Origin of the sequence: Pediococcus sp. AC40, from assembly GCF_030252485.1 — a bacterium.
In the GTDB taxonomy this organism is placed as follows: Bacteria; Bacillota; Bacilli; order Lactobacillales; family Lactobacillaceae; genus Pediococcus; species Pediococcus acidilactici.
Genome location: NZ_CP127012.1, coordinates 1,200,216 through 1,225,598 on the forward strand (window position 1 = coordinate 1,200,216; position 25,383 = coordinate 1,225,598).

General features: G+C 41.3%; 30 protein-coding genes. 2 read left to right on the top strand and 28 right to left on the bottom strand.

Annotated features, from left to right (window positions below; translation table 11 throughout):
* Positions 1–58: 58 nt before the first annotated feature.
* Entirely contained in the window at positions 59–436 is a 378-nt protein-coding gene (locus NL111_RS05765; RefSeq protein WP_002830377.1) for a KGG domain-containing protein, read from the bottom strand.
* A 592-nt stretch (positions 437–1,028) separates the two neighbouring features.
* On the opposite strand from NL111_RS05765, the gene NL111_RS05770 reads away from it, so the two are divergent.
* Both NL111_RS05770 and NL111_RS05775 read left to right on the top strand, forming a co-directional pair.
* Positions 1,029–1,538 (top strand): HdeD family acid-resistance protein, encoded by a 510-nt coding sequence (locus NL111_RS05770; protein WP_270515218.1) that lies wholly within the window; start codon positions 1,029–1,031, stop codon positions 1,536–1,538.
* Positions 1,539–1,660: 122 nt separating this feature from the next.
* Positions 1,661–1,927, top strand: a complete 267-nt coding sequence (locus NL111_RS05775) for a SemiSWEET family transporter (RefSeq protein ID WP_002831927.1) — start codon at positions 1,661–1,663, stop codon at positions 1,925–1,927.
* Between the two features lie 167 nt (positions 1,928–2,094).
* On the opposite strand, the gene NL111_RS05780 is transcribed toward NL111_RS05775, so the two are convergent.
* From NL111_RS05780 to NL111_RS05910, 27 genes are all read right to left on the bottom strand, one after another.
* Positions 2,095–2,733, bottom strand: a complete 639-nt coding sequence (locus NL111_RS05780) for a carbonic anhydrase family protein (protein ID WP_002830380.1) — start codon at positions 2,731–2,733, stop codon at positions 2,095–2,097.
* A 403-nt stretch (positions 2,734–3,136) separates the two neighbouring features.
* A complete protein-coding gene (locus NL111_RS05785; RefSeq protein WP_065124176.1) occupies positions 3,137–4,246 on the bottom strand; it encodes a lactate oxidase in 1,110 nt (369 codons plus the stop codon).
* Positions 4,247–5,344: 1,098 nt separating this feature from the next.
* Positions 5,345–6,667, bottom strand: a complete 1,323-nt coding sequence (locus tag NL111_RS05790) for a GH25 family lysozyme (protein WP_285110016.1) — start codon at positions 6,665–6,667, stop codon at positions 5,345–5,347.
* A complete protein-coding gene (locus tag NL111_RS05795) occupies positions 6,651–6,890 on the bottom strand; it encodes a phage holin (RefSeq protein WP_285110017.1) in 240 nt (79 codons plus the stop codon). Before NL111_RS05795 ends, NL111_RS05790 begins: the two co-directional genes overlap by 17 nt.
* Entirely contained in the window at positions 6,890–7,117 is a 228-nt protein-coding gene (locus tag NL111_RS05800; protein ID WP_285110018.1) for a hypothetical protein, read from the bottom strand. The genes NL111_RS05795 and NL111_RS05800 overlap by 1 nt, the downstream gene beginning before the upstream one ends.
* Positions 7,118–7,223: 106 nt before the next feature.
* Positions 7,224–7,355, bottom strand: coding sequence for an XkdX family protein (locus NL111_RS05805; protein WP_285110019.1), 132 nt, complete (start codon positions 7,353–7,355; stop codon positions 7,224–7,226).
* Positions 7,355–7,678, bottom strand: a complete 324-nt coding sequence (locus NL111_RS05810; protein WP_285110020.1) for a DUF2977 domain-containing protein — start codon at positions 7,676–7,678, stop codon at positions 7,355–7,357. Before NL111_RS05810 ends, NL111_RS05805 begins: the two co-directional genes overlap by 1 nt.
* Complete coding sequence (locus NL111_RS05815) at positions 7,678–8,511, bottom strand: hypothetical protein (protein WP_285110021.1); 834 nt, start codon at positions 8,509–8,511, stop codon at positions 7,678–7,680. Before NL111_RS05815 ends, NL111_RS05810 begins: the two co-directional genes overlap by 1 nt.
* 14 nt (positions 8,512–8,525) lie before the next feature.
* The gene (locus NL111_RS05820) at positions 8,526–10,361 is read right to left on the bottom strand and encodes a BppU family phage baseplate upper protein (RefSeq protein ID WP_285110022.1); all 1,836 of its coding nucleotides are present in this window, start codon (positions 10,359–10,361) and stop codon (positions 8,526–8,528) included.
* Positions 10,362–10,364: 3 nt separating this feature from the next.
* Complete coding sequence (locus NL111_RS05825; protein WP_285110023.1) at positions 10,365–10,778, bottom strand: hypothetical protein; 414 nt, start codon at positions 10,776–10,778, stop codon at positions 10,365–10,367.
* Positions 10,778–13,723 (bottom strand): phage tail protein, encoded by a 2,946-nt coding sequence (locus NL111_RS05830; RefSeq protein WP_285110024.1) that lies wholly within the window; start codon positions 13,721–13,723, stop codon positions 10,778–10,780. The genes NL111_RS05825 and NL111_RS05830 overlap by 1 nt, the downstream gene beginning before the upstream one ends.
* Positions 13,723–14,484, bottom strand: coding sequence for a phage tail protein (locus NL111_RS05835; RefSeq protein ID WP_285110025.1), 762 nt, complete (start codon positions 14,482–14,484; stop codon positions 13,723–13,725). The genes NL111_RS05830 and NL111_RS05835 overlap by 1 nt, the downstream gene beginning before the upstream one ends.
* The gene (locus NL111_RS05840) at positions 14,485–17,505 is read right to left on the bottom strand and encodes a phage tail tape measure protein (RefSeq protein WP_285110026.1); all 3,021 of its coding nucleotides are present in this window, start codon (positions 17,503–17,505) and stop codon (positions 14,485–14,487) included.
* A complete protein-coding gene (locus NL111_RS05845; RefSeq protein ID WP_243909967.1) occupies positions 17,489–17,806 on the bottom strand; it encodes a hypothetical protein in 318 nt (105 codons plus the stop codon). The genes NL111_RS05840 and NL111_RS05845 overlap by 17 nt, the downstream gene beginning before the upstream one ends.
* Positions 17,807–17,904: 98 nt before the next feature.
* The gene (locus NL111_RS05850; RefSeq protein ID WP_008842043.1) at positions 17,905–18,240 is read right to left on the bottom strand and encodes a tail assembly chaperone; all 336 of its coding nucleotides are present in this window, start codon (positions 18,238–18,240) and stop codon (positions 17,905–17,907) included.
* 62 nt (positions 18,241–18,302) lie between these two features.
* Complete coding sequence (locus NL111_RS05855; RefSeq protein ID WP_285110027.1) at positions 18,303–18,764, bottom strand: Ig-like domain-containing protein; 462 nt, start codon at positions 18,762–18,764, stop codon at positions 18,303–18,305.
* A gap of 8 nt (positions 18,765–18,772) precedes the next feature.
* Complete coding sequence (locus NL111_RS05860) at positions 18,773–19,048, bottom strand: hypothetical protein (RefSeq protein ID WP_285110028.1); 276 nt, start codon at positions 19,046–19,048, stop codon at positions 18,773–18,775.
* Positions 19,049–19,125: 77 nt separating this feature from the next.
* Positions 19,126–19,731, bottom strand: a complete 606-nt coding sequence (locus NL111_RS05865; RefSeq protein WP_285110029.1) for a phage major tail protein, TP901-1 family — start codon at positions 19,729–19,731, stop codon at positions 19,126–19,128.
* 17 nt (positions 19,732–19,748) lie between these two features.
* On the bottom strand, positions 19,749–20,150 hold the full coding sequence (locus NL111_RS05870) for a hypothetical protein (RefSeq protein WP_285110030.1): 402 nt from the start codon (positions 20,148–20,150) through the stop codon (positions 19,749–19,751).
* Complete coding sequence (locus NL111_RS05875) at positions 20,151–20,492, bottom strand: HK97-gp10 family putative phage morphogenesis protein (RefSeq protein ID WP_285110031.1); 342 nt, start codon at positions 20,490–20,492, stop codon at positions 20,151–20,153.
* A complete protein-coding gene (locus tag NL111_RS05880; protein ID WP_285110032.1) occupies positions 20,485–20,790 on the bottom strand; it encodes a hypothetical protein in 306 nt (101 codons plus the stop codon). The genes NL111_RS05875 and NL111_RS05880 overlap by 8 nt, the downstream gene beginning before the upstream one ends.
* A 4-nt stretch (positions 20,791–20,794) precedes the next feature.
* Complete coding sequence (locus NL111_RS05885; RefSeq protein WP_285110033.1) at positions 20,795–21,166, bottom strand: phage head-tail connector protein; 372 nt, start codon at positions 21,164–21,166, stop codon at positions 20,795–20,797.
* Between the two features lie 11 nt (positions 21,167–21,177).
* The gene (locus NL111_RS05890; protein WP_285110588.1) at positions 21,178–21,444 is read right to left on the bottom strand and encodes an Ig-like domain-containing protein; all 267 of its coding nucleotides are present in this window, start codon (positions 21,442–21,444) and stop codon (positions 21,178–21,180) included.
* A gap of 17 nt (positions 21,445–21,461) precedes the next feature.
* Positions 21,462–22,280 (bottom strand): N4-gp56 family major capsid protein, encoded by an 819-nt coding sequence (locus NL111_RS05895; protein ID WP_285110034.1) that lies wholly within the window; start codon positions 22,278–22,280, stop codon positions 21,462–21,464.
* Entirely contained in the window at positions 22,280–22,996 is a 717-nt protein-coding gene (locus NL111_RS05900; protein ID WP_285110035.1) for a capsid assembly scaffolding protein Gp46 family protein, read from the bottom strand. Before NL111_RS05900 ends, NL111_RS05895 begins: the two co-directional genes overlap by 1 nt.
* Before the next feature lie 104 nt (positions 22,997–23,100).
* Entirely contained in the window at positions 23,101–24,072 is a 972-nt protein-coding gene (locus tag NL111_RS05905) for a minor capsid protein (RefSeq protein ID WP_285110036.1), read from the bottom strand.
* Positions 24,056–25,375, bottom strand: coding sequence for a phage portal protein (locus tag NL111_RS05910; RefSeq protein ID WP_285110037.1), 1,320 nt, complete (start codon positions 25,373–25,375; stop codon positions 24,056–24,058). The genes NL111_RS05905 and NL111_RS05910 overlap by 17 nt, the downstream gene beginning before the upstream one ends.
* Positions 25,376–25,383: the final 8 nt, after the last annotated feature.

Consider the following 25,383-nt stretch of genomic DNA (forward strand, 5'->3'; position numbering starts at 1 on the left):
TTGTAGAAAAAAACTTGTATTTTTTTAAAAATGTTTTATACTAAATGCAAGGTTATAATTAATCGTCGTCGGAGTTAGCTCTTCCACCTTTTTTACCAATTTCTTGGTAAAAGTCCTTGCCATGGGATTTGGAAGTTGCTTCTCCGCCTTTTTTTCCATTTTTTTGGTAGAATTCTTCATCATGAGCTTCTGAAGTTGCTTCTCCGCCCTTTTCGCCGATGTCTTGGTAGAAATCCTTGTCGTGAGTTTCGGAAGTTGCTTCCCCGCCTTTTTCACCAATGTCTTGGTAGAAATCCTTGTCATGCGAGTCTGCAGTTGCTTCGCCACCCTTTTTACCAATGTCTTGGTAGAAATCCTTGTCGTGTGATTTAGCGGTTGCTTCTCCGCCCTTCTTGCCTGCTTCTTCCCGAGTCATCTTTTCTTCTTCTTTAGCCATGTTTCATTCCTCCTTGAGTTAGTTTTTTTCTACGAGTGTTATGTTAAATGCTTTTTAAAGCGATTACAAATTTAACGCTTGCAGATGCTCAGAAAAAAATAGTTAGGAAAATGATAGTTTCTTACAGGTTGCTAAACCAGTTGAGATACCAGTATTTTTGGACAAGCTACACCCATTTTAATTGAATGAATTTGGGATCGTTCGTTAAAAATTGGGGCATTCTACCTATATTTTACATAATTAGCTATCATTTTATTTGCTTAATATATTTTGCCTATTAATTTATCACGTCAGTCCGATACATGGCCGGCGTGTGCACATATAAAATTTTAAATTTACTAGACAAGTCCGCATTTGTGGGCTTTTTTATATTGGTAACATAAGAAATAATTAATCAAAATCAGTTAACTTTTCTTTTTTTATTTATTATTTGCTTGTATAATACGGTTAAAATTAAATCAAGAACCATCAGTCTAAAAGGTAATGGATCCGATATAAAGTTTATTCTGGTAGTAATTTTTATATCCTTATCTACTCGATGACCAACAATCTGACGTCTATAAAAGCTGTACATTATTGGGAGGAATTTTACATGAATAAGTTATTAGACAGATTTGATCCATTCATGTTTGTCGTCGGAATCTTAAGCATTTTCGTTGCGGTTATTTCTTTAAGAAATCCACTAGCAACCTTTAGTGCGGTAGTCGTTATTGCGGCAATTACCGCGATTTTGTCCGGGATTTACAAATTAACCGTCCTTAGAAATGCTTTAGAAAACTCTGGATGGGTGGTTTTTAATGCGGTTATTGATATTATTATCGGGATTTTAATGTTGTTTAACGGAAAATTTGGGATTTTGTTTGTCGCAATTTCGTTTGCAATTATGTTTTTGATGGATTCGATAATATCATTGTGGCTCTCTAACGTTATTAAATTAGTTAACGAAAAGTATTTTATGGTTGACGTTATTTTATCCGTAATTGGTATTATTTTGGGCGTTCTTTTATTAATTTATCCAGCCTTTTCAATCCTATCAATCTATTACCTAGTAGGATTATTCTTTATGATTACTGGGATTGGTGCGCTTATTCATTCGATTTAATTTGCTATTTAAATTAAACCGCCTTTCCCGCTCTGGTGACCGGACACAGTTCGATTCTGTGTGCGGGAATAAGTCCAAAAATTGATGACTCTAAAAGCTAAGTTGTTTTAGGAGATGATTTCTTGCAAGAAGAAACTAAGGTTATTCGAATTATTGGCCGGATGGCTTCCGTACTCTCCGTATTGATGTACGTTTCATACATCCCCCAAATAATCTCCAATATGCATGGTGATTACGGGAATCCTATCCAACCGCTAGTTGCTGGGATTAACTGCACCGTTTGGACAATATACGGTTATTTCAAGGCTGAGCGCGACTGGCCAATTATTGTAGCCAACGTCCCGGGGATCTTTCTTGGATTCTTTACGTTCTATACAGCATTGCATTAATTCTTAAATATTTTATCGGTTAAATAAAAAGTGACTAATCCCCAGTGGTGGTATTAGTCACTTTTTTATGATTATCTCATTCCGTTTTGAATGATCCGCTTAACAATTATTGGCGATAAAGTTAACGTAAGTACTTAGTAATCGATAAACTAGCTTCTGGGGCTTTCTTAAAGTTCGTACTTCTCGATGCTCCGACCATTCAAATTTTGTAACGCTCGATTATTAGGAGCGGCAAATACGGAGGTATATCTGTTGAGTTGTTGCAAGTCAATCGTTAGCGCATTTTCAAATACCAACCATTCCACCCCCTCGGTCAACGGAGGGGTCGTCAGGGAACCGATGTACCGATAAAAATTTCCGTCTTGGGGGATTAATTCCTCTAAAATTAACGGCTGGGTCACCGCTCCGTCCTCCATAGCATCTAATATCTTCTCGAAAATTTCATTTTTAGGACCTATTTTAAATGTAACGCTAACCACCAGCGGTTGTTCCAAGCTACCATAATGGACAAAGTGCGCTTCTAAAACTCGTGGCTCGGCTTCACCTTCAAAACGATGTTCTGCCGGATGGTGAAAATGGACCTCCATTAATTGAAAGCGACGTCGGTCAGACTTAATTTCCCCATTAGCCGTCAAAGACAGGTTATTAAGGTTGTTATGTACCTCCGTAGCGACGTACGGTTTGGTTCTACTAATTACTTGGTTTTGTTTGCCTTCTAGCTCGGCTTTTTCAATCAAGATTGGTGATTGTGTCATCCGGTCTTCTTTTTCCCACTGGTCTTGGTGATTATAATTTAATTTTCGCATCGTTAATCCCTTCTTCAAATCAATTGCACGGCGCTATTTTTTGGTAATTAAAAGGCAGAATTGCTCCCCCACTTTTAATTTAGCTTAATGCTATCAATTGTAATAATCGACTACAAACAACCAAAAAGCCGATTTGGTTAAAATCACCAAATCGGCTGAGATATTTCTTGATATTGAGCTGTTCAAAAATTACTGCACTCGTTAGCGTTGCGTTGCATTATCAACCTCTTAGTCACTTAGCCAGGCTACCAGATCATCAAGTTCGCCGATCATGAAAATTAAAATACTAATTCTTCATCTTAGCGAAAAGATGCGGTAAAATCGTTGAACACGCACTCAGTAAGCTGATTTACTAATTACATATTTTTCTGATTATTAAGCCTGAAATGGGAAATTTTACAGTCTAATATTTGATATTCAACAAACTATTATTTTTAACGTCTTCAATTGTCTTCGTGCCTGCTAGTTGCATAACAATCTCCAATTCGTGGTTTAGGTGTTCGAATACCGACTGCACTCCCTTAGCTCCGCCTAAAGCTAATCCGTAAATTACTGGACGGCCTAAAGCAACTAAATCTGCTCCGCTGGCCAAAGCTTTAAACACGTCTGAACCTCGGCGCACGCCGCTATCAAAGATAATTGGTACTTGTTTATTAACCGCGGTAGCAATGTCTTCTAGGACGTCAAAAGAAGCGGGCCCCCCATTTAATTGGCGGCCTCCATGGTTGGATACGTAAATTCCGGCAGCTCCAGCATCGATTGCTCGAATGGCATCTTCAGGAGTTTGAATTCCCTTAACGATTACCGGTAAATTCGTATAATCAGCAATTCGCTTAACATCTTCCGGCCGAATGTTTTGCGCGGCAGAAGCATATATCTCTTCAATTCCTTTTCCCTGACCGTTTCCTTCAGAAAACTTAATTAAGTTCGCCATTGGCAAAGGGAACGTGAATTTATTTTTTATGTCAGCTTCCCGATATCCGTCCACGGTGGCGTCAACCGTCAAAATAATTGCCTTAACGTTAGCCTTTTTTGCTTCATCTAACAGACTCTCGTTAAAATTCCAATCCTTGCTCATGTACAGCTGGAAAAATTGGGGAGCGTCTCCGCCAGCGGCAGCAGTTTCGGCAATAGATACTGATGAATAGGTACTTTGCGCCATTAGTCCACCAACGGCTGCAAGCCCGCGCGCAGTATCCTTTTCTCCTTGAGAATGTGCTAGCCCCTGGGCAGCAGCTGGAGCCATCATTACCGGAGTATTTAAAGGAATTCCAAAAATTTCAGTGTTTAGCTCTGGCTTTTCAATCCCGCTTAAGGCCTTTGGAGCAATTTGTCGGTGATGAAACGCCATTCTATTTTGTTTAAGGGTCCACTCATCTTCAGAGCCACCAGCAATGTAACCAAATCCACCTGCTGGAATTATCTCCTCAGCCCGTTTTTCTAAGGATTCCAAATTCAAAATATCTATTTTTTCTTCCCGATCACTTTGTTCATAACCATTAATCATTGTCATGGTATCTTCCCCCCGATTAAAAATCTAACTATTCTAAAATGGCTTCATAACAAAGAATACGCTAATAATTCATTGCCGTTGTCATTTCACTTACTTATTGTAAGTAGATTGACGGTTAAATGCAAGTGTCAATTTGATATTGATCTCCTAACCATATTTTTTAGGCAAAAATCGGAGTGATAACCCTATAACATAGCACTTAAACGTGTGTAATACGATCACACCTGTAATCGTGTGATTGCGATGACATTAAATTTCATTACTATGCAAACCAATTTCCTTTTTAGACAAAAAAATAGAAATGCCGATATATCGACATTTCTATTTTTCGTATATTGCTCTAATGGTACCTATAAAGGAGAGTACAAGATTTGAAAACTCCTTATAAATGCCGTTATATCAACACTTTAATGTGTTTACCGCACCACTATAGCACCACAACAATATAGCAGTACTTCATGTTTAAATAAGCGGGCACCTATATGGGTGCTTTTTGTATTCTTCTTGATTCGGCTTTTTCTATTTTGTATCAGTAAATCGTGTCATCAATCGTAATATATTAGCCATGCATGTTGCTTGCAATGCTTCTATATTTGCTTTAATATAAATTCTGCGATTTATTTTGTATTAACGATGAATTTTACCCCTTAACTATATAAACCTGTCTTTTTCAGATATCAAAATAAATTACACAAACAAAAAATCACGCAGCCTATTTCTAAGCTGGTGATTTCCTGGCAAGCCTGATATTCTTTGGAGGAGAACCTAGCTTGCAACTTCATTGTAATACTTTAATCGTATTAAGGAAAGTCCACTTAACCAATTATTGGTCGAGTGGGCTTTTTCTGTATTTTAAGTTATTTTCCGAAATAATTGGCGTAAATAAGTTTTTTTCCTACATTGGAGAATAATGATGTCATTTCAATAAAAAATAGGAGAACTCAATTCAAGAGACTACTCCCCCCTTTAGCCCTTAAACTAATACTCCTACTGATGATTATCCTACACCCAAATACACTTTAAAACAACCTGTCCAGACAACAAAAAAGCCTCCGTCCGAAGACAGAGGCTAAATAATTACTTCCTATTTAGTTAAACTTAAAAATTACTATGATCGTTAATGCTAATCTGGAGTCGATCTAGCGGTTCGCCATACATGCCGGCCCACGAATCAAACCCTGAAACTGAACCATTATCAGCGCACACTCCTAGATAGCCAGCACGTTGTGTAGATTGTGAACGGTAGTATGCTTGTTGGTAAGTCTCACCTTTTGGTGTGGTGTAGTACATTTGCACGCCGTCAATAGTGTGGCCTTTAATACCAGCTACGCCGTTGACTGTATCGTTCTTGTTTGCTTTGTGTACCCACGGAAGCCAACCGTCTTCGATTGTGTGGACGCGGTATTTGATTGAACCACGGTTTACTTTAATGTAAAGCATATCGTGCGCACTGTATGGCATGCCTGCAAATCCGTTAGCACCTGAACCAGCATTTTTAACTGGTGACAACCAGCGACCATTACGTTGATGCATTGCGTAGGTTACATCTACGCGCTTCTTGTGCGTTGGTTTAACTGGTTTTGGTGCCGGTTGCTTGCCATCATAACCGTTGTGCGTAATTCCGGTTAAATCGATGTTGCCATCTAGTCCGCCATTAATATACGTAGATGTGAACTGCCAAATAGCCACTCCATCCATAGTTGGGAAAGTTCCCCAATATGGTGTACTACGGACTAAGTAATCGGGATAAGCTGCAATCCAAAGGCATGTACCGAACTTCTGTATAATGCGCTTGTAATCAACATGAGCAAGCGTATAAGGCTTATAACTGTAATACATCGGCGTATATCCAGCATCCTTGATTTGTTGCATACCAGCAATGATAGCGTCTGTATTAGCTTTAATGCTGCCACTTGCACCATCTTCATAATCGAGGGCAACAATCGAACCCTTGGGTGTTTTAACGCGTGGCAAGTAGTAGTTAAGGCATTGCTTACCGAGTGCTGTACTACCACCAACCCCATACCAAATATAAGTATGAGCTCGCATCCCTTGACTTAATGCACTAGCAACTTGACTGTTGTACGTAGCTTGGTTAATGAACGTTCCACCGTATGATCCACCAATTTGTGCAATCGCAAACTGGTCGTTCTTATAGCCTTTAACTCCGCTATATCCTTGATACTTAGCCCAGTCTACACCTTGGCTACGTACCGAAGTAACCGACTTTTTAGCTTTCGCCTTACCCGTTTTAGCTTTGGCAGTGGTGGAGTGTTTCTGAACCGCTTTATGCTGTACGTTGGTGTATTGGTTATTCGTAGCACCACCAGCATTGGCGCTGACCAGTGGAGCGGCACTTACTCCAACAAAAAAGGCTGCCGCAATTGCAGCAACCCATCTTAATTTATTTAGTTTTGTCATCTTGCCCTCCTGTCTGGTTACTAACGGTAGTTGTATCACTAATTACCCCTAGCATCCCTAGGATGGTTAGTACAGTGTTAATAATCCCTACAATGCTTTGCCAGTCGACTGGATAATTGTAACCAAAGGCTACCATTAACTGCTGAACCAAAACGATTAGTAAACTAATCAATCCTGCCCACAATTTACCATCATGCCAATTGATGTTTTTTACATTCTTCATTAATAACTACCTCCCCATATTTTGTTTTGCAAGTCCTTAATCCTTTCGTGGTGGCGGTCTAACCGCCGATCATGCTCGTCTACTCGCTTATCTAACTCATTAATGCTAACCTTTATTTCTCTCAGATTATCATTAAGTGCTTTAAAATTTTTGTTTAAATCTTTTATATCATCTTGAAATGGGCCAAAAACGATGTATTTAAAAAGCAGGCTAACTATGCCTGCCATAAAAAGAATGATAGTTACAATCGATGCCCATTCCCCCCAAGACAACCCCAACAGTGTGTGCAATCTTGCACCTTCTTTCTCCTTACTTTTTCCAAAATAAAAACGCCTATTGTGCAGGCGTTGGGTTAATTAATGAATCATATTCATCTTGAGTTAACAGTTCACCATTCAAAAGTGTTTTTAAATCGTCTTTAGTGTATAAACCTTCTTCGTAGTATTTTTTAATATATTTAAACATTATTTATTGCCTCCTAGTTTAGCTAACTGTAATAGAGTTTGAGCGTTGAATTCATCTTGTTCTTCCTTTTGCTTAGCTTGATTTATCATTATTTGAGCGTTAATTTTATCTTGTTCACTTGGACCAATCACTGGTGGTTTGGGTTCTACATAGTCTGGGTTCTCTACAATCTCATTATTTTTTAGTAAATAAAAAAACGGTTTATAATTTTCGTAGAAATCATCTGGTATTTTTCCATCATACTGAATAACGTTGTCACCAATTAATCCACTACCAATGGCATAATCAACAATGATATTTTGGTCGACTTTTAAACTAAGCATTATTGGACCACCCCCACAATTTTGCGAATTGATGCTAGGTTCGAAGCCGCAACCGGTCCAGCCGTGCCTTCGTTATAAGCGTCGGATACATTTTTAGTAATGCTGCCAGAGTCACCACTAATAGTAAGCGTTACTTCAAAATTATTCATACCCAAGTGCGTATTTTGGTGTTGAATGGCGTTAATTTTAAAAGTGTTCCCCACCGCCGGCGTTGTTACATCATAAAATGCCCCGTTATTAGAGTTTATTGTAAATATCAATCGTGTGTATTTTTCAATCTTGTCAGCTAAGGTGAAATTAGTACCTACAGTAGTCATACTACCCTCCCACAGAGTTGCTAACCTAGGAATTGCTGTCCAAACGCTCGGTGCATTGTAATTAGTCCCAGCTCCATTAGTGTGTTCGGTATAAAAATATGCTTGACCTGTATAGGATTTAATAACAGAAATTTGTTTTCCCATACCCTCAATTTCGGACACATCTACGGTAACAATTGCATCATCATCGGCTGCTAAAGGACCATTTTTATATTTAAGACCGTAATATTTTCCCGGCTCTAACGCCATAATGTCTTTACCGCCACCAGTGTAAGTTCGCTTTCCCGCAATCTCATAAAATTTTAGCCACAAGTCACGGGTCATAAAGCCTGCCTGATAACGACTAACTGGAGTATGAGCATTAACCCCACTACCAATGTGCGCATCGACAACCGCAGCTAGCTTTTGGATGGCCTCCATCATCCCCATCTCGGTAATTGCCTGGTCCCTATTAACATAGGGAGTTAAACTATTAACTATATCGTGCGCTGGATTATTAATTGATTTATTTGCCAAAATTATCCCTCCTATTATCCGTTAATGAATTTGAAATTTCGACTGGTAGCATGCCCAAAACTACGTAATTGGATTGTTTGATTTACCGGATCCACACTTACTACGACCCAACCATCGTCACTGGGATTGCTAGCGTCGCTTCCAACGGAACATGTGATCCCAATGTTGTTAAATCCAAGGTCACTAGTGTAATTATCTTGATGCTGATGTCCGTGAATGTAACCCGCCATAATTCGCTTACCCTGGCTTGTGAAGTCAGATTTAACAGAAACTTCCCAATTCTTCGTGTTACTTGTCACCATGCTGGATGTGCCACGCATGAAGTCGTTGATTACCTGATTAACTAGATCCACGTTGTAATAGTGATCTCCGTAGATGTTATCTTCGTCCACGCTATCTTTCATTGCATCCGCATGAATATGCCCGACAATTATAGTTGTGTAATCTTCTGGGACGTTCTGTAAAGCAACATTAGCTAACCAATTGATTTGTTCCTCTTGATAACCCATGTAGATTAATCCAAGATACTTCAATGTGCCGTCTGATTTGAGTACTTCAGGCGTATCATTGGAATCAAGTCCAATTAGTCGTACTTTCTTTTCGGGATAATCTTTATAAAAATAGTTGCTATTTCCATTCCGTATTTCTCCATTTAATAGAGCCGAATTGTTGTACATTCGCTTTAAATCATTGGCTGGAATTGGTGTGGTACCGGCAAATTGAGTATCACCAGTACGGAGATAGTTAACCGGGCGCCCACTTGCGTCATCATGATTGCCTTTCAAAATAAATTTATCCGATGAACCATTATGATAAAAAAGCATATCGTTGATAAATTCCTTATGTTGGCTTAACACGATATCATACAATGCTGAACCGCCATCAACATTATCGCCGCCAGCAATAATTGCATCGACTGAACCGTCCATCAATAGTGCATTGTTTAGACGGTCGAGCCCAGTGCGGTTCGGATCGTTCCACTGGTCGTAGTGGCAGTCTGTAAAAAACACAAAGTTGAACAAACTAGGATCCATCAACGATCGCAGGTTTTCAATCGCCGATTGATTGTTTTTCGAAACGAAATTACCAATCCGAATATTATCTCCAACAATAATATTGCCCTTTAACTTTTCAAGTGCATCTTCAATATTTTGATTAACAATTTTAATCTGAGCATCAAAATCAGCCTGTGTAAGCAACCCGTCAGCCTTAATCTTGTCCTCAAGTGCTGAAAGTTGAGTCTTAATCTCGGTAATTGTCAGGTTAATACCGCTAACGTCAGCATTAAGCTCAGTGATTAAGTCAGCTACATCTTTCTTCCATTGCGCCATTGCTGTTTCAAAGTCACCGTTAGCCTTAACGATGTAATCTTTGAGTTTGAAATACAAATCTTCGAACGGCGTTATATAATCCGATGGCACTAGGTCGTTATAGACAAGATCAGCTAGGACAGTTAGATCAAACTCAAGTGTAGTAATACTTTCACCGTCTCTAACGATTCTGAAAAACGCTTGAACATAGGATCCCGCAACTGCAAAAGCTTGCTTCGGCATATCAAAGCGGAATTTTCCGTTCTGTGCGTCCAATGTCACCCCGTGCTTAGCATCAATAATTTTATGGATGCCGTCCGGTAGCTTGCCTTGGAACCAGTAATTGCAACCAGTCAAATTAAATGGTGAGCCGTCTTCGTTTTTAACAGTTACAAAAACTTGCCGCATCCCATCTTCATTTTGCCGAGCTTGTAACCACTGCGGATTAGTTGATGTCTCTTTATCGATATGGAAATCAGTAATATCGTCAACTAAATTACGTTTATCTTTCCCGATAGTAAAAGTTAGATACATACTCATAGGCTACACACCCCTTTCATTTAACTTTTCATCAATAATACGGTCGAGCGTTGGTTCGTCGGTCCCCAGAATGATTCGGTCGATTTTCAACTGCCAATCCTCATCAAACTTTTTGAGTGCTTCTCGATTTTCTTTTCCAACATTTTCAATATTTGTTTTGTTGTCGTTAATTGATTTTTCAACCATTTCCGTTAATTTTTTAACGTCGGCACGGTAACCGATGATTTCATCTTTCAGGTCTTCAACATCACTGATAAGGTGGTTAACAACTTCTGAATCGTCAATCGTTTCAAATCCTTGTGCCATTGCTTCTCGCACCTCGCTTCCTAATTTCGCATGCCGGATTGTGTCGGCAATCTCGGCTACCTTTGCTGGGTCCTTTTTGATTTCGGTATAGTCTTTAAACACCTGTGTCATCAGCTACCAGCTCCTTCCAATTTCTTTAATCTTTCATTTAAATCTGCGATAGTTTTTTCATATTCAGCCAGCTTCTGTTTAGTCGATTCGTCATCTTCCTTTACAGTTTTCAGGTCTGTTTCAGCGGTAGTCAATCGTTCATCGGCTTTTTTGCTGAAATCTTGGATACCTTCAACGTCTTTCTGCAACTGTGGCACGTTGGTATTGCCTAACCGGTCGTAGATTGTTTGCAGTTGACTGCTAGAGTTACCCGCACCACCACGCATGGCAGAAACATCACCAGAGATAGTTGTGACTGTGCTTGCCAGCTTTGAAACTTCTTTGGATATATTTCGATTTTCGTTCTGGTAATCGGTCAACTTTGGCGTCTTATCGCCAATTGTTAGCGTGGACTTAAATGGATTGGTAATGTCGATCTCCTTGCTAACCACCGTCAGTAACTGCGTGTCAGCTACGTACGGATTAACGAATAAGTAGCGATCGTAAACCTTAAAGTGGTCGTAGTCCGGCAACTCTAATGCCGAGATGTTCCAAGAGTTGGTTGACGCTTTTTGGTTCCTGATCCAAGCCTTAGCCTTACTCAATAGCTCGTTCGGATCCTTAACATCATCCCACGTGACAGCACCATTAATGATCCCGAACTCTTTTTGAAAATCGGGAATCTCAAGGTAATCCTTACCATCGTTAACCGGCGCAATGGTATAACGGACACCGGATTTAATCGTGCCACCTTTTTGGTCACCCGATTCTTGCTCCGGTATATTTCCGCCAAAACGGTATAGGTACCAGTACCATTCGCCCTTCCAACCTTGTGAATTCCGTTTCCACCAAGCAGCTAAATTCTCATCACCGGATTTACCATGTTCAAACATATCGGCGCCACCTTGGTCATAACCATTGCTCCAACCTTGCGCGCACTCTAATAACGTATCCGCGTCCTTCATTACTGCGGTATGGCTTGGTTTGTCGCCTTTTTTGCCCAAAATAAAAACATCGCCAGTCTGCAATGCCGGGAGCGTCTTAGTGTTACCCTCGTAATGCAGTGCATAGCCATGTTTTTTCAAAAATCCGTGCAACGTGTCGGTTGTGTAGAGCGTTCGATCAGTTTCGTGTACTGCCAACTCTAGAAAGTAACTCACAAACGATGAGCAGTCGCCGTGTGCTTGATTAGACAAGATGTCCGCACGGAGGTAGTTGGTCTCATATTTTAAATGTGAAGACTTTGCCGCTTCGAACAGCTTTACCCCAGCTTCAATGTCAAGTGCTTGCTTAGCTAACGGCGAATCAGCAACTACCTGCTTAGCTAACGGCGAATCAGCAACTACCTGCTTAACCCTCAACATTATTCTCTTTTTTGATCCAAAAATTAACGGCTCCGGGTCAATCCATGTACCATTATTGGTAAACGAGTGTGCAACTGCGTAGTTGAAGTCCTTTTTTGTCACACCAACATGAAGGTGATTGGTTGTCCGTCTGCCGACTACTTGGCCAGTCTTAACGTAATCTCCAATCTTAACCTTGATGTTGCTACTACTGCCGAATGCTTCCTGATAGACCACGTTGTAGCCATCATCGGAATGGGTGACGAAGTAGTATGCCAATCCACCCATGTAGCCCTTATGCGTTACTCTACCGCCATGGACGGCGTGAACGTCGGTGCCGGGATACTTAGCCGTCCCAAAGTCTAAGCCGTCATGGAAGCCATTTTGTCGGAATTCTCCTCCAGGGTGAACGCCGAAAAGTTGTCCGCTTTCGAATGCTACGTGTCCGACAGAAGGGAACGGAGACCCCCAATTACCACCTCCGCTAGCAACTATTTCAACTGGTAATTTATCATAACGACGCTTACCGGTGGGCCCCCATCCACCAGTATGGACATCACTAGCCCAATTGGAATCATTGAACATCGCCAACAGTTGGTGGAAGCCTTTGAGAATATCGGTATAGCCTTCGATAGCGTACGCCTTAAAAGTCGTGTCAATGAATTGCAGTAGTCCCTTGCTTGGGTGCCCAGCTGCAGCGTTAGAATCCCAGTTATTAACCACTGTCTCGCTACCACCGGACTCATGTTGAATAACATTTTTGATAGTAGCAACTTGGGCGTTGGTCACCTTAGTGTTCATACATTGTGCCGCAAACTTAATCGCTGGCCCCCAGTCACCATTAACAGCATGCATTGGACCGCTTAACTTAGTCCCATCGTCCGAACTATCATCATTCTTTTTATCCGGGTTCTGGGTCTCGATCTGTGCACCTAGCGGAATCAATCTAGTAATTACCTTAGACGGGTCAATCGTAACGCTTGCCGATTGCATGTTTTCGGTAATGCGAATTGGTGTGTCGTTGTTATGGTCCTTGCCCGGTGCCTTAAGGTAATCCAGGTAGTTCTTACCGTCCTTATATTCAGTAATCAAAAAGCCACCAACGGAATCCGTTAGTAGCTTCTTAATGGTTTCTTTGGTTGTGGCATAGTCAATTGTTCGGAGTGCGTTATCCTTGCTATTATCAACCGTTACAGTTCTTAGATTGAACTGCTTATAAGCCGGTACTTGAGTATTGTGCTCCTCAATAACCTTCTCCAGAAATTGCTTAGGCGTTGCGTTTCTAACTTCTAAAAAGCGCTGAACGCTGTCGATTAGGTAGCTTGAAATGTCTTCAAACACATAGGTCTGCAGAAATTGTCCGGAATCTTTCATCTCTCGCGTAGGCTTTAACGCTCGCCCCCGAAAGATAAGCTTATCATCGTCGTAGACCTCAACGTGCGTGTGCATTGGTCTCACATTGCCGAAGAGAGGGTTATCTTGATTGATGGTTAGCGATAAATCGTTAACATCGGACTGCTTAAGATTCAGCTTGCCTTCACTAACCGATTCATTAACAGCGGGATCGTGGATAACAAAGCCTGCTGTATCAGTCGGCTCATTGTAAGCAATAATTCTATACATTACAGCAGTTCCTCCCTTCTGAATTTGAACCATATCGTTCCATTACCATCAAGCGTGATCTTGTTAATACCAACTTGGATTGGAATTGAAGACTTTTCATCGGTTTTCTCGTCTAGAGTTTTCGTACCGAACGCACCTTTGATAGTCACTTTTCCAGTCACTTCAAAATTACTCATCACCTTATGCGACCCAATGTTTTCTAACTGAATATTCTGCTTACCATTGACCGTAAATTTGACGGGTTGCCAAATCCAGTGATCGAAGTAGACGTCATCCCAAACGTCTGCACCTTCGAGATTGTTGGTAAAGGCAAACGGGTAGCAGTCAAATGCTACCGTGACGGTCAATAGTCCTTTTTCTGAATCATCGTCAGCTTCCACGCTCTTACACTTACCAATCCAGTAATAGATTTCCTCGTGTGTGTCAATCAACGCTTGCCGCCCTAATGGCATTAGCTGTCGCTTGATGTCTTGTTCGACGCCTTTTCGATCGTGATATACACCAATTGGGATAACTAACTTGTATGTGATTTCTCGATTTTCGAAAAAGCGCTCGTTTTGATACATTGAAAAATCGTAAACACCCTGCATGTAAGGCACACTCTCGGTGATCTCTTTTTCTTCTGGCGTAGGCGCTGTACGCTCAACTAAAAAAAGCCCTGCTTTTCGGCTATCAAAATCACCGAATGCAAAGCCTTCTTCTGGGTTGTCGTCAAACACATCTCTCAATGTTGGTTGTAAATTTCTAAACCGATATTGCATCTAGCGTCCCCACCTTTCATTAAGATCAGCATGATTACCGAGTGCCGAATCTGTGCGTGTATAAGTCCTACCAACTAGCGCATCACCATCAAGATAGATAGCCTGTTGCTTGTTGGCTATTTTCCTCAATAATAGATTGTTTTGTTGGCCCACCGTCGAATCTTGCAAGGCAACTGTGCCACTAAAGTTGGCTCCAAAGGTGTTCGATGATAGTGACTGAACTCTACGGAGACTATTGCTCATGTTTGAAGCATCAATCGAAGGCATCGTAAACTGCATGCTATCAGCTACCTGTCCTGCCATTGCAGTAACGTTGCTCTGTACATTGCTGAACTGCTTCATCAATCCTTCATTGAATCCAAGCATGATAGATTTACCAGCAGGGATTAATAACCGTCTATCGTAACTAATTGGCCCTTTATGCTGTTTAATCCAGCTGGCAATACCACTTATGAAACTCTGTACAGCACCATAAGCGGATTTCATACCATTCAGAAAACCATTAATAATAGATTGACCGGCACCAAATAATGAAATGCCACTAATTCCGTCTTTAACAGCGTTGGCATTTTTAGTACCAGAATTTCTAGACCCGGTCAGTCCATCCAAAATACCTTTAACGAAAATTCCAATAAGCTTGGTTCCTGATGCAAGTACTTGTCCTAGAGCATTACCAACACCATAGACGAATTTCTCAACAGCTTGAACAGCGACACTAGCAAGCCTAGGCATTGCATTAGCTATTCCTAAAATAAACTTAGCCAGCAAATTAATACCTGCATCGATAATCCTGCCTAAGTTATTTGCGATCCCGTTAATAAAAGCAACAATTACATTAACTGCTGCCGTTATTATGTTAGGGAGATTTTGCGCAATTCCATTTAAAAACGCAACGATCAAATTGGAACCTGCAGTAATTAGTTGTGGTAGGTATGTGGTAATCGTGTTCAAGATTGCGATTATCAATTGTGCAAACGCCTCTGTTATTTGCGGAGCGTACGTCACAATTGCATTAATTAACGCCATTAATAGCGTCATGAAAGTTTGGATAATTTGAGGTGTCAGGGTAACGATCACATTAAGGATTGTTTCTCCTAATGTGATAAATGCTTGTCCAATTAATGGTACATTAGTAATTACCGCATTAAGGATCCCGCTTAACAATGCACTCATGCCAGCACCGATAGCTCCCATCATTGGGATTACTAGTCCAATGTTGTTACCAAGCAAGATAAAAGCATTAACTAGCGCCGTGACACCTTTGCTAGCTAGGACTAACCCGGCTCCCATCGCAAGGATACCGGCTCCAAAAAGTGCAACACCGGCACCTGCAGCTACTACCGCAGCACCGAACGCGATTAATCCCACAGCGTTAGCTGTCAACACTGGTCCGAGCAGAGCGAAAACACCAGCCAACACGGCGACTGTTGCGCCAAACGCTACTAAGGCAACCACGCCGTCCATGCCTTGCTTAGCCAATTGCGCAATCGCAAGTACCAACACAGCCAGGCTAGCAATCACCAACGCGAATCCTGCCGCAATCTCAAGTGCAGCGAATCCCATTGCGATCATCTGTCCAGCACTTTTTTCAGCATTCTTTCCAACTGCTTTTTCACCAACAGCAGCACCTTCGGAAGTAGCACCTACAGCAGTGTTTCCGGTTGCTACGCCAAATAGCTTAGCGACTAAGCCAACTACTGCCTTACCTATCGAGTAGAAGCCCTTAGCAAGCTTTCCGACTGCCGATGCCACTTTTACTGTCGCAATTAACAAACCTCCAAAAATAACTAATGCAGGTCCTAAGACTGGAGATAGTCCAACAAAACCACGAATAACTTTCGCAATCCATGAATTAGAAGTTGTCGCCCACGTAATAGTATTATTGATCATGTCAATCATGGCACCGACAACGCCGTTTTTGCTATCCATAGCCTTGTTTCGTAAAGCTTCCCAGTTACCGCCTATTTGCTCAATTTTAGAGCCAACATTTTTCTGCATTTCTGATGCTTGCGTACTTAAAGTTTTTGATGCCGCTGAGGCACTGTAAGATCCGTTTTGAATTTCTTGAAACATGCCGTCCCACGACTTAGTAACAGAGCCTGATTTATCATTAATTGAATCAAGTAACGGTCCAATTGCTTGCATTCCGGCAGTACCAAACATTGCTTTAAGATTTTTTTGCTTTTCAGACGATGTCATCCCGTCCATTGACTTGCTAATTTCTTGAAGAATTGTAGGGAATGGCTTCATGTTTCCTTGGGCGTCAGTGAAGCTAATCCCTAAATTCTGCATAGCATTTTGTGCTACTTTGCTAGGAGCTTGCATTTGCAAAATAGCATGATTCAAATCATCAGAAGCTTGAGCCGCACTATAACCACGGTTAGTTAATAGCCCAATGGCTGTAGATGTGGTTTGTAAACTCATGTTGGACGCTTTCGCGGTGCCACCAATTGTTGCTAGCGCTTGTTGCATGTCCTCAATTGAGGCATTACTTGCATTAGCGGTTAATGTTAATGCCGCCGCAGCTTGTTTTGGTGATTCGAGGCTATCACCCCAAATGTTCATCGCATTCTGAACAACGCCAGCTGTTTGAATCAAGTCCGAACCCGCCGCAGTTGACGCTTCGGCTATTGCAGGAAACTGTTCTTTAATCTGCCCAACGTTCGCACCGGCTTGTGCCATTTCAATCATCGCATCTGCCGAATCTTGCGCTGATAGAGGCAGGTCGGCACCCATCTTATTAGCAACGTCTGCTAGTCCTGAAATGTCTTTTGACGTCCCACCAGCAGTTACAGCTGCCTTATTCAACGAAGCTTGGAAGTCACCGAAAGACTTAACAGAACTAACACCTAGTGCAGTGGTCGCTCCACCAATAACAGCCATTGACTTACCAACCCCGCTAGTAACGGCTCCAACCTTGGACGAAAAGGAAGCAGTCTGCTCAGCGGCTTTTGCCATGGTTGCACTGAAATTTTTATCAATTGCGCTTAATATCGCCGTTACATTATAACTTTCCGCCATTCTGCTTCCTCCTTTCCTTAATCTTCTGGTAAGCGGCATAGCGCTCAGCAATCATGCGACTACGTTCTTGCTTTTCAATTCGTTTAGAAGGTAATCCTTCGAACTGATGTCTAATCTCACTGATTTCAGCTTCAGCGTCGTATAACTTATCGAGTTGGTCGTACTTCGGATGCGGATTGTTTTTACTCTTAGGTGTCTGGACCATCTGATTAAAAAATGCTTGTAGTGCTAAGTTGGTACGATCTTCTACTTTGCGAAGCTGGTAGGCTTCTAAGCGCAAGTAATACTCGCTGATCGTCATACGCTCAATTTCTTGGATAGAAGTAAAGCCTAGATAAGCTAACGAAAATAGAATGATTTCGCGATATTCTTCATCGCTTGATCTTTTTCGTTTGCCATCTAGGCTTTCATGTTTTTTAATGCCAACTTAACTGCGTTAGCCTTTTTAAGTTCTTTGTTAACTTCTTTGAATAGTCCTTCAATATCAGTGTCTGGATTATCAATAAAATCATAGATTGATTCGAGGCTTGCCCGTGGTGAATTAGGGAAGGTCGCACAGTATAGGACTTGAGCCAGTACTGCTGTATCGTAGGCTTGTAAAGCTGGAATACTCTTTGTCAATCCAAAGCCCAACGAAATTCCATCGCGTTTAACTCCGATTACATTATCAAGTTCATTTACGAAACGTACTCCAAAATTCAATTCTTGTTTTTGCTTTCCAATTGTAATTTCCATGTCTTATTACTCCTTTAATTGCCGCCCCCGTAGGTATTGTTCATTTCGTTGGCGACTGAGTTTTATTTTTCGGTAACTGTAACCACGCATTCTGCGGAATAACCACCATCAACGGTTGTAGCTTTAATCGTTGACTTACCAACACCTTTTGCCACAACTAATCCTGTGTAATCAAACGTTGCCACCGCTTCGTCTGTAGATGAACAGGCAATTTTTTGATTGGTTGCATTAGGCGGTGAAATTACTGCTCCAATATAGGTTTGGTCGCCAACAGTCATTGATAGTTCACTTTTAGTTAACGTTATTCCTGTAACTGGTACTATTACAGTAAAGCCGGGCACATCTACCTTTCTAGATAGGCTTGTGCCATCGCTCCATGCAACTTGGTATTCGCCATTGGCTACTGATGTTCCTGGTTCAATACCAGTAATTGCCACTGTCTTTTTACCAATATCTCCTTCGAATTTTTTAACTCCTGTTTTGTCAAAAATAACCAAATGTTGATGTGCACGATCTGTACTCATTTAATCACCTACTGTGCAGAAACATTCGCTCCATCACTGGTTGGGTCAACTGTGACCTCGGCGGGTTCATCTGGCACTGGTGACAAAACTGTAAATCCTGGAACGTCTACTTTGTTTGATTCGTTAGTACCGTCGTTCCAAACGATCTGATAGTCACCATCTGCAACGACAGTTCCTGCATCCAGTCCAGTAATTGCGACCGTTGTTTCTCCAACCTTTCCTTCAAATTTCTTAGTACCAGACTTGTCATAGATAACCAAATGTTGATTAGTTCTATCTGCCATAATATGTCCTTCCTTTTAATGTGCTTGTACAAGAGCCCCATTTTTAGTGGGTGTACTAGAAACTCCCACTGGGGCTTCTATTTTGACGATGGTGTTGCGTCAGGCACGTTTGTCCCAGCGTCCGCATCTTCCCATGGAGTTCCGCCGTTGCTTTCGGTGCCATCCTCGCCGTCTGTGACCTGATCCAGACCGCGGAAGATATAATCCAATTCGGCTTGTTGATCAGCAGACAACGTTAACCAGCCCCGTTGTGGCACGCCTTGAATCGCAAACGACACGTCGCGTTCGGACTTGTCGCCTGCATCGTTGGAGTTGTCGTCTTCAGAAACAACACCACGCATGTACCACGCATAGTACTTACCATCTTTGTTTTTACGCTTCCGATTAACACCCCAAATCTCCATAACCTCGTTATTCATAATTGAATCAATGAGCTGGTCGGCAATTTTCGAAGTGTTGTTAATGAAGTCGATTTCCACATCCGTTTCCAACGAAGAACTAGTTTGGAATCCTCCATCTTTTGTGTCTTCCGTGTCGGCATCTCGCTTGAAGTCAATCTCAAATGAGGTTTGCCCAGGGATTAACTGTGCTGATTCTGTTTTGGCATTGGATAGCTTACGAACGTAACCGACAACATCGTCACCGGAGAACTTAAGCACGCTATCATTTTTGGTTTCTGGCATTTATTCTTCCTTCCTTTCTATTGAATCTGTAGTTCAACCGTTACAATTCCATGCAATAAAGTTGAATTAGGTACGCTGGTGTCAATCAAAATGCGGGTTGATTGCTGTTGAGCTTGCCCGTAATACGCGTAGCTTTCTGTGTTGATGTGTCCGATTGAGGCATAAAAAAAGCGCTCAACCATATCTGTAATGGTTAAACGCTGTTTCGGTGTGCCCCAACAATCAATGGTTAGCACGATTGATCCAGTCAATTCTGTTTTGGTGTTATTTTTGTTATCTTCGACGCTACTCATTACGACGAACGGATATTTGACCTTGTCAGGTGGCAAGTAGTCGTATGTGTCGTATCCCATTTTCCGGGAAAGCATGAAGTAGCGATCGTAGACGTCTTGTGCTGGTGATTTTCTGATATTAACCACCTACCTTACTAAATTATGCAAATCGCTTAAAAATAGTGGCCGTTCCTTTCGCCAAGCCGGACCCATGTATGGTTGAGCAGCCATAAAACGAGTACCAAATTCTTGGTACCCCGAGTATTCCGCAGAAGAAATAATGGCTCCTGCCATTCCGCCTTTTAGTAATTGTGAACTGATACCGCGTTTTAGATTACCTGTATCAACAGGGGCTAACTCTTGTGCTTTGCTCTCCATGTTCGCAGTATGGGATTTAACAATAGCTTTAACTGCACCTTTTTGAGCTTTTTGCTTCAATTTTCTAATTAAAAGGTCTTGACCTTTGATCGAAAAATTATAGTTACTCATTTTGTGTTTCCCCCACAATGAAACCCATTATCTTAAGCGGATGTACACCAGTCTGGAGCTTATAGAATGTATCTCCACCATTAACAGTCAGCACGTCCCAATCAATGCCATACGGCTTAATCAGGCGTACCACCAGCCTATCGGTATCGATGTCTCCAAACAGTTGCTGTGCCCGGGTCAAGCCCAGATGTGTCACGTTGGCAACAGTTTCCCCAACCTTAACTGGCTCTCCACTGGGATTATCGGGGTCATAATGGTCATTCAATTTGTAAAATTGAACCTTGTCTGTAAATCGCATCCCATCACTTCCCTTGGTATCCCGAAATAAAACTAACCTTACCTAACGATGTAGGCTTATCTTCTTCGTCCGATAGCCAATCGGCAATATCATCTAAAAAGTCATCGAAATCACTATCCTTGAAAGTGATTGTTTCACCTTCTTGCGAATAGTTAGTCATACCTTCGTTTTTAAACCGATTAAAGCGCCGCACAGCCACCTCTAACAGAATGTAATTAAGCTCTGCTGGTACATCGTCCTTAGCTTTGCGATGAAGCTTAATCTTAAGCGATGCTTTGGTGTTTTTGAGGATTAAATTCAGTAAGGTGTCCCTACTGTTATCACCTTCCATTGCTAACAACACTTTAAGATTCTTCAAATCTTCTGTTTCATCCATTTGACCACCCCCTAGACGGCGTCAGTGATTGTTACCGCTAATGTTGTGGTCAATTTGCCGCTAGTGAACGTGATAGTTGCTGTACCAGCCTTAACGCCCGCTACAGTAAACGTCCCATCACTCTTTTTGACAACCGTGGCAACAGTCTCATCACTTGATGTAGCTGTAGTAGCCTTAACTACGGCGTCAGCATCACTCGCATCTGTTGGATCACTAGTGATTGTAATATCTTTAGTGTCCCCCACCTTTTCGGACAACGTTTTTTGACTAGCTGTAATCCCGCTAGCAGGTGGGTTTACACTTTTGGGGCTGAGTAGACAAGGTTCTTGTCGTAGTAAACGTAAGCTGTATAATGTTCGTCAGCTGTCATGATGGTTGTCTTACGAGTAATGTCTCGGTCAGTTTCAACTTGCACACCACGCTTCATGATTAACTTAAGAGCTGGCTTAGTTGGATCCACCTTGATAAATACTGCTTCGCCTTCTTTTAACTTTTTAGAACGCACAATTTGAACACCTAATACGTCAAGGTATGTGCCGTTGATTAATTGGTTGGCGCCCACTTCTGAACCAAGCTTTTGTGCCATAGCATCTTTACGAACCTTAGCTGCATCCTTAGGGCTCATAATTGCCACTACTACCTTGTCATCTTCATCATCAAAGATATCAAGCGCGGCTTGAATGCCATCAACTGTTGGATCGAACGTGATTGTTTGAGTTGCTGTCTTAGCAGCTTCCAATACGTCGTCATCAACCTTATTGGCAAGCGACAAACCTAATTGACGAGTCGATTCGCCGAGTGGGTCTCCATATCCTGAAAGCACTGCTTCGTCAGTAATAGAAGTCCCTTTAGCAGCCTTCTTAATGGTTGCTTCTTGCGTTTCTGTCCCTAATTTATCAAGCGGAATAGCTTCACCTTCACCAATATCTTGTGCATCGCCGATGTAGGTAAACTTAGGAAACTTCAATGTTGTCCCTGGTTGACCTTGTAAAGTAGTATCTACATTTGCTAATGGTGAAAAATGAAGTGCCTTCTGTAATTCATAGGACACAATCGGTGCTAATACCTCTGGGTTTGTTAAATCTGCAATTTTTGTTGGGGCTGTATCTGCCATTATTTAATTCCTCCTGTTAATTTATTAAACTTGTCGGGATCGTTTGCAAGGAGTTGAACCTTTTCAGCCAATGTCATTTGATCAAAATCTTTTGTCGAAACCTTAGCTGATTTCTTGCCACTGATTCGTGGTGTCGATCCTTTCATAAACTCTTTTCTAGTATCTTCCTTAATGTTATTAATCAAGCCTGTCAACGCCTTTGCGTTTTCGTAAATAGCGTCATTATCAGTACCATTGCCTACAACCATGTTAAGGACGTCATCACTCACTACTAAGCCTTGGTCTTTAAAGACTGCATTAGTTTCATTGATAGCTTTAGTACGGGCGATTTCAGCCTTTAACTTAGCAATCTCATTATCTTTTTCAGTTTCTTCCTTTGACTTTTTGTCATCAGAAAAAAGCTCCTTGATTGATTTGCGTCCGGACTTCAAATCATCAAGCAATTGAGATTGTTCATCGTACTTTTGCTTCAAGTCATGGTTTTCAGCTGTTTTAGAATCTAGACGCTTCTTGAGTTTCTCAACGGTTTTATCGCCATCGATATTTTTATTTTTGCCATTTTCTTCTTCGTTTTCCTCTTGTTGTCTTTGTGCATCTTCCGAGCTAGCATGGGTGTCTGCATTAGGATCAAGATTATCATTAGTAGCATTGCCACTATCATCTGATGGTTCAGCGAAGAATTGTAAGTTCATTGGTAATTTTTCTTCTAGTTTCATAACGATTTCTCCTTTTGCTCGCATTTAAAGCCTTGGGAGGCTACTCAGTTGTTCTTTTAGCTCTGCAAACAGGAAAAAGAGCATAAAAATAGCGGTAACCGTAATTAGTCATCGCTATTAGTTTTGTCATGCCAAGCCGAAATGCTGCATCTACAATTGGGATGCACAGGTAAATCTGGAACATCATCGACCGAATAAACGCCGTCGTTATAGGATGCAATCTCAAGACAAATCTTACAGGCAGAAGGTTCTGCGTGCCATTTACAGGTTTTAATATTGTACTTCTTAAAGCTCCTCAACTGCGCCTGTGTCTGTACCCTAGCTGATTCAGTCCGTGCTAAACGTTCAGTTACATATCTAGCATTGTTAACCTCATCTTTAAGATAAGACTTCAAATATCGTGCAATCACCCTCGGATTCAATCCCTGCACCATCTGTTTGGTTAGCAATTGGTCAAGCTTAGCTTTAAAAACGTCGCTATTAGCCCATAATCGTTCGCTAAAATTAGCATTGCCCGTAGACGCCATTACAATGCTAGACGTTTCAGCTGCTTTAACTGCTCCAGCTGAATCTGATAAGATACCAGCCTGTCGTTTTAGCTCGTCTACGTACTCATTGTTGAGCCTGTCAGTCATTGAGCTGTATATATCCATATTGTTATCAATCATTTCTAAACCAATTTGGGCTTTAAGCATTTCCAAACGGTTAATTCGCATTGTAGCGTTATAGAGGCGTAACCGAGTGTTGACCTCGTCTGAAAAGTCGGCATATTCTACTTTGCCTTTCTTTTTGAAGATATCTCTCGCCTTTGCTACCAGCTTTTTGGCTTGGTTAGAAAACGCTTGGACGTCTTCTTGAGCCACCTTTTTACGAGCTTCGGCAAGCGTGTATCCTTCACGTTTTGCGTAACGTGTGTACTGCTCACTGATATCCTTGTTAATGCTATCTAACAGAGTGTCATAGTGCTCTTGAAGGAGCTTATCGAAGTCCTTATCGTTTTTGATGTTAGATTCAATCCACTTGCGTTCATTGGCTTCACGCTGCTTCCAATAATCATCACTATTCTTCTTCGCCACCGTCTACACCAGCTTTCTGTTGGTCGGTCAAATTGCCTGTAGCTTCAAGTGAGTTCTTAATTGAATCAGCTTGTTCTTTTTCCATGCGATTAATTTCTTCTTTTGGATCATCGACAATTGACAACGCCGATAATTGCGTTTCCTTGCTGGTAATTCCTTCAAGATTCTTAGCAGTGGCAGCTTCATCGGCAAGGTTGGCTGGGATGTTTTGTGAGAATTTAAATGATAAGTCTTGCCAAGCATCTTGCTTACTGTCACTCAATACCGTTCCAACGCTAAACAATAGCTTGTAGAGTTGTCTTAATGATTGAGTAAACTTACGTTCTTTATTCATTGCTAAGTTACGCATTGGCAATAATTTGTATTGCATTGCCACGCCCGAACTATTTCCCGCAAAAGCCTCATCGTTGAGATTAGATACCATGCTGATTTGATAAATCAGATTAGTAATTCGATCAATCAGATTTTCTTGCATGTTATCGCCATCGGGCTTAGATAGAAATTCTAATCTAGCATTAGTTGCATCGGCATCTGGCGAATAGATAACTTGTTGCCCTTCAAGATTAAGCTTAGGATTACCTTCCTCGTCCTCTTCAAGTTGCACGCCAAGCATTGCTAAATAGGCATTGTCAAAATATTCGACCTGATTAGCTTTTTGACTTAACGTATTATCCAACGCATCAATCAGCGTCTGCACATTATCTAAAACGCCTTGCCTGTCTTCGTTTTGAAAGAACTCAACGGCCGGAACTGTACCGAACTGATTAACTTCACCATCATCCATCTTGAACGTGTCAGACAAATCATACTTAATATCATTTGTGATGACTTGCCCATGGAGTCGATTATTGATGTAATAGTAATTAATGAACGCAATCGGGTTCATGTCAACTGTGTCATCGTAGATGATAAAAGCGGATAACGGGCTTGCGTACTGCACTCGTGTCTCACTATTCTCATCTTGATACAAAAAAGCAATCGAACGACCATAGATATCTACTTGCCGACTAATCTCGGATAGCTTATCTTGAAATGAATTCTTGTCGTTCCATTGCTTTAATTTTTCGTTATCTTGCTTATCATCAAGCGTAATTTTGGGTGGAATTCCAATAAAAAATCCGTTAAACGTTTCAACAATATAGTGTGCCAAATTAGCTACTAATCGGTTATCCGGGCGGTTACCGCGGTGCGTGTCTTTATGCAAGATGTCATGATCGCCGATGTAATCTTTTCGCAAACTTTTATAGTGTTCTGCAATCATCATGTGTTGCAAGATAAAATCTAATACATCTTGTCCCGTCAACTCTTTGT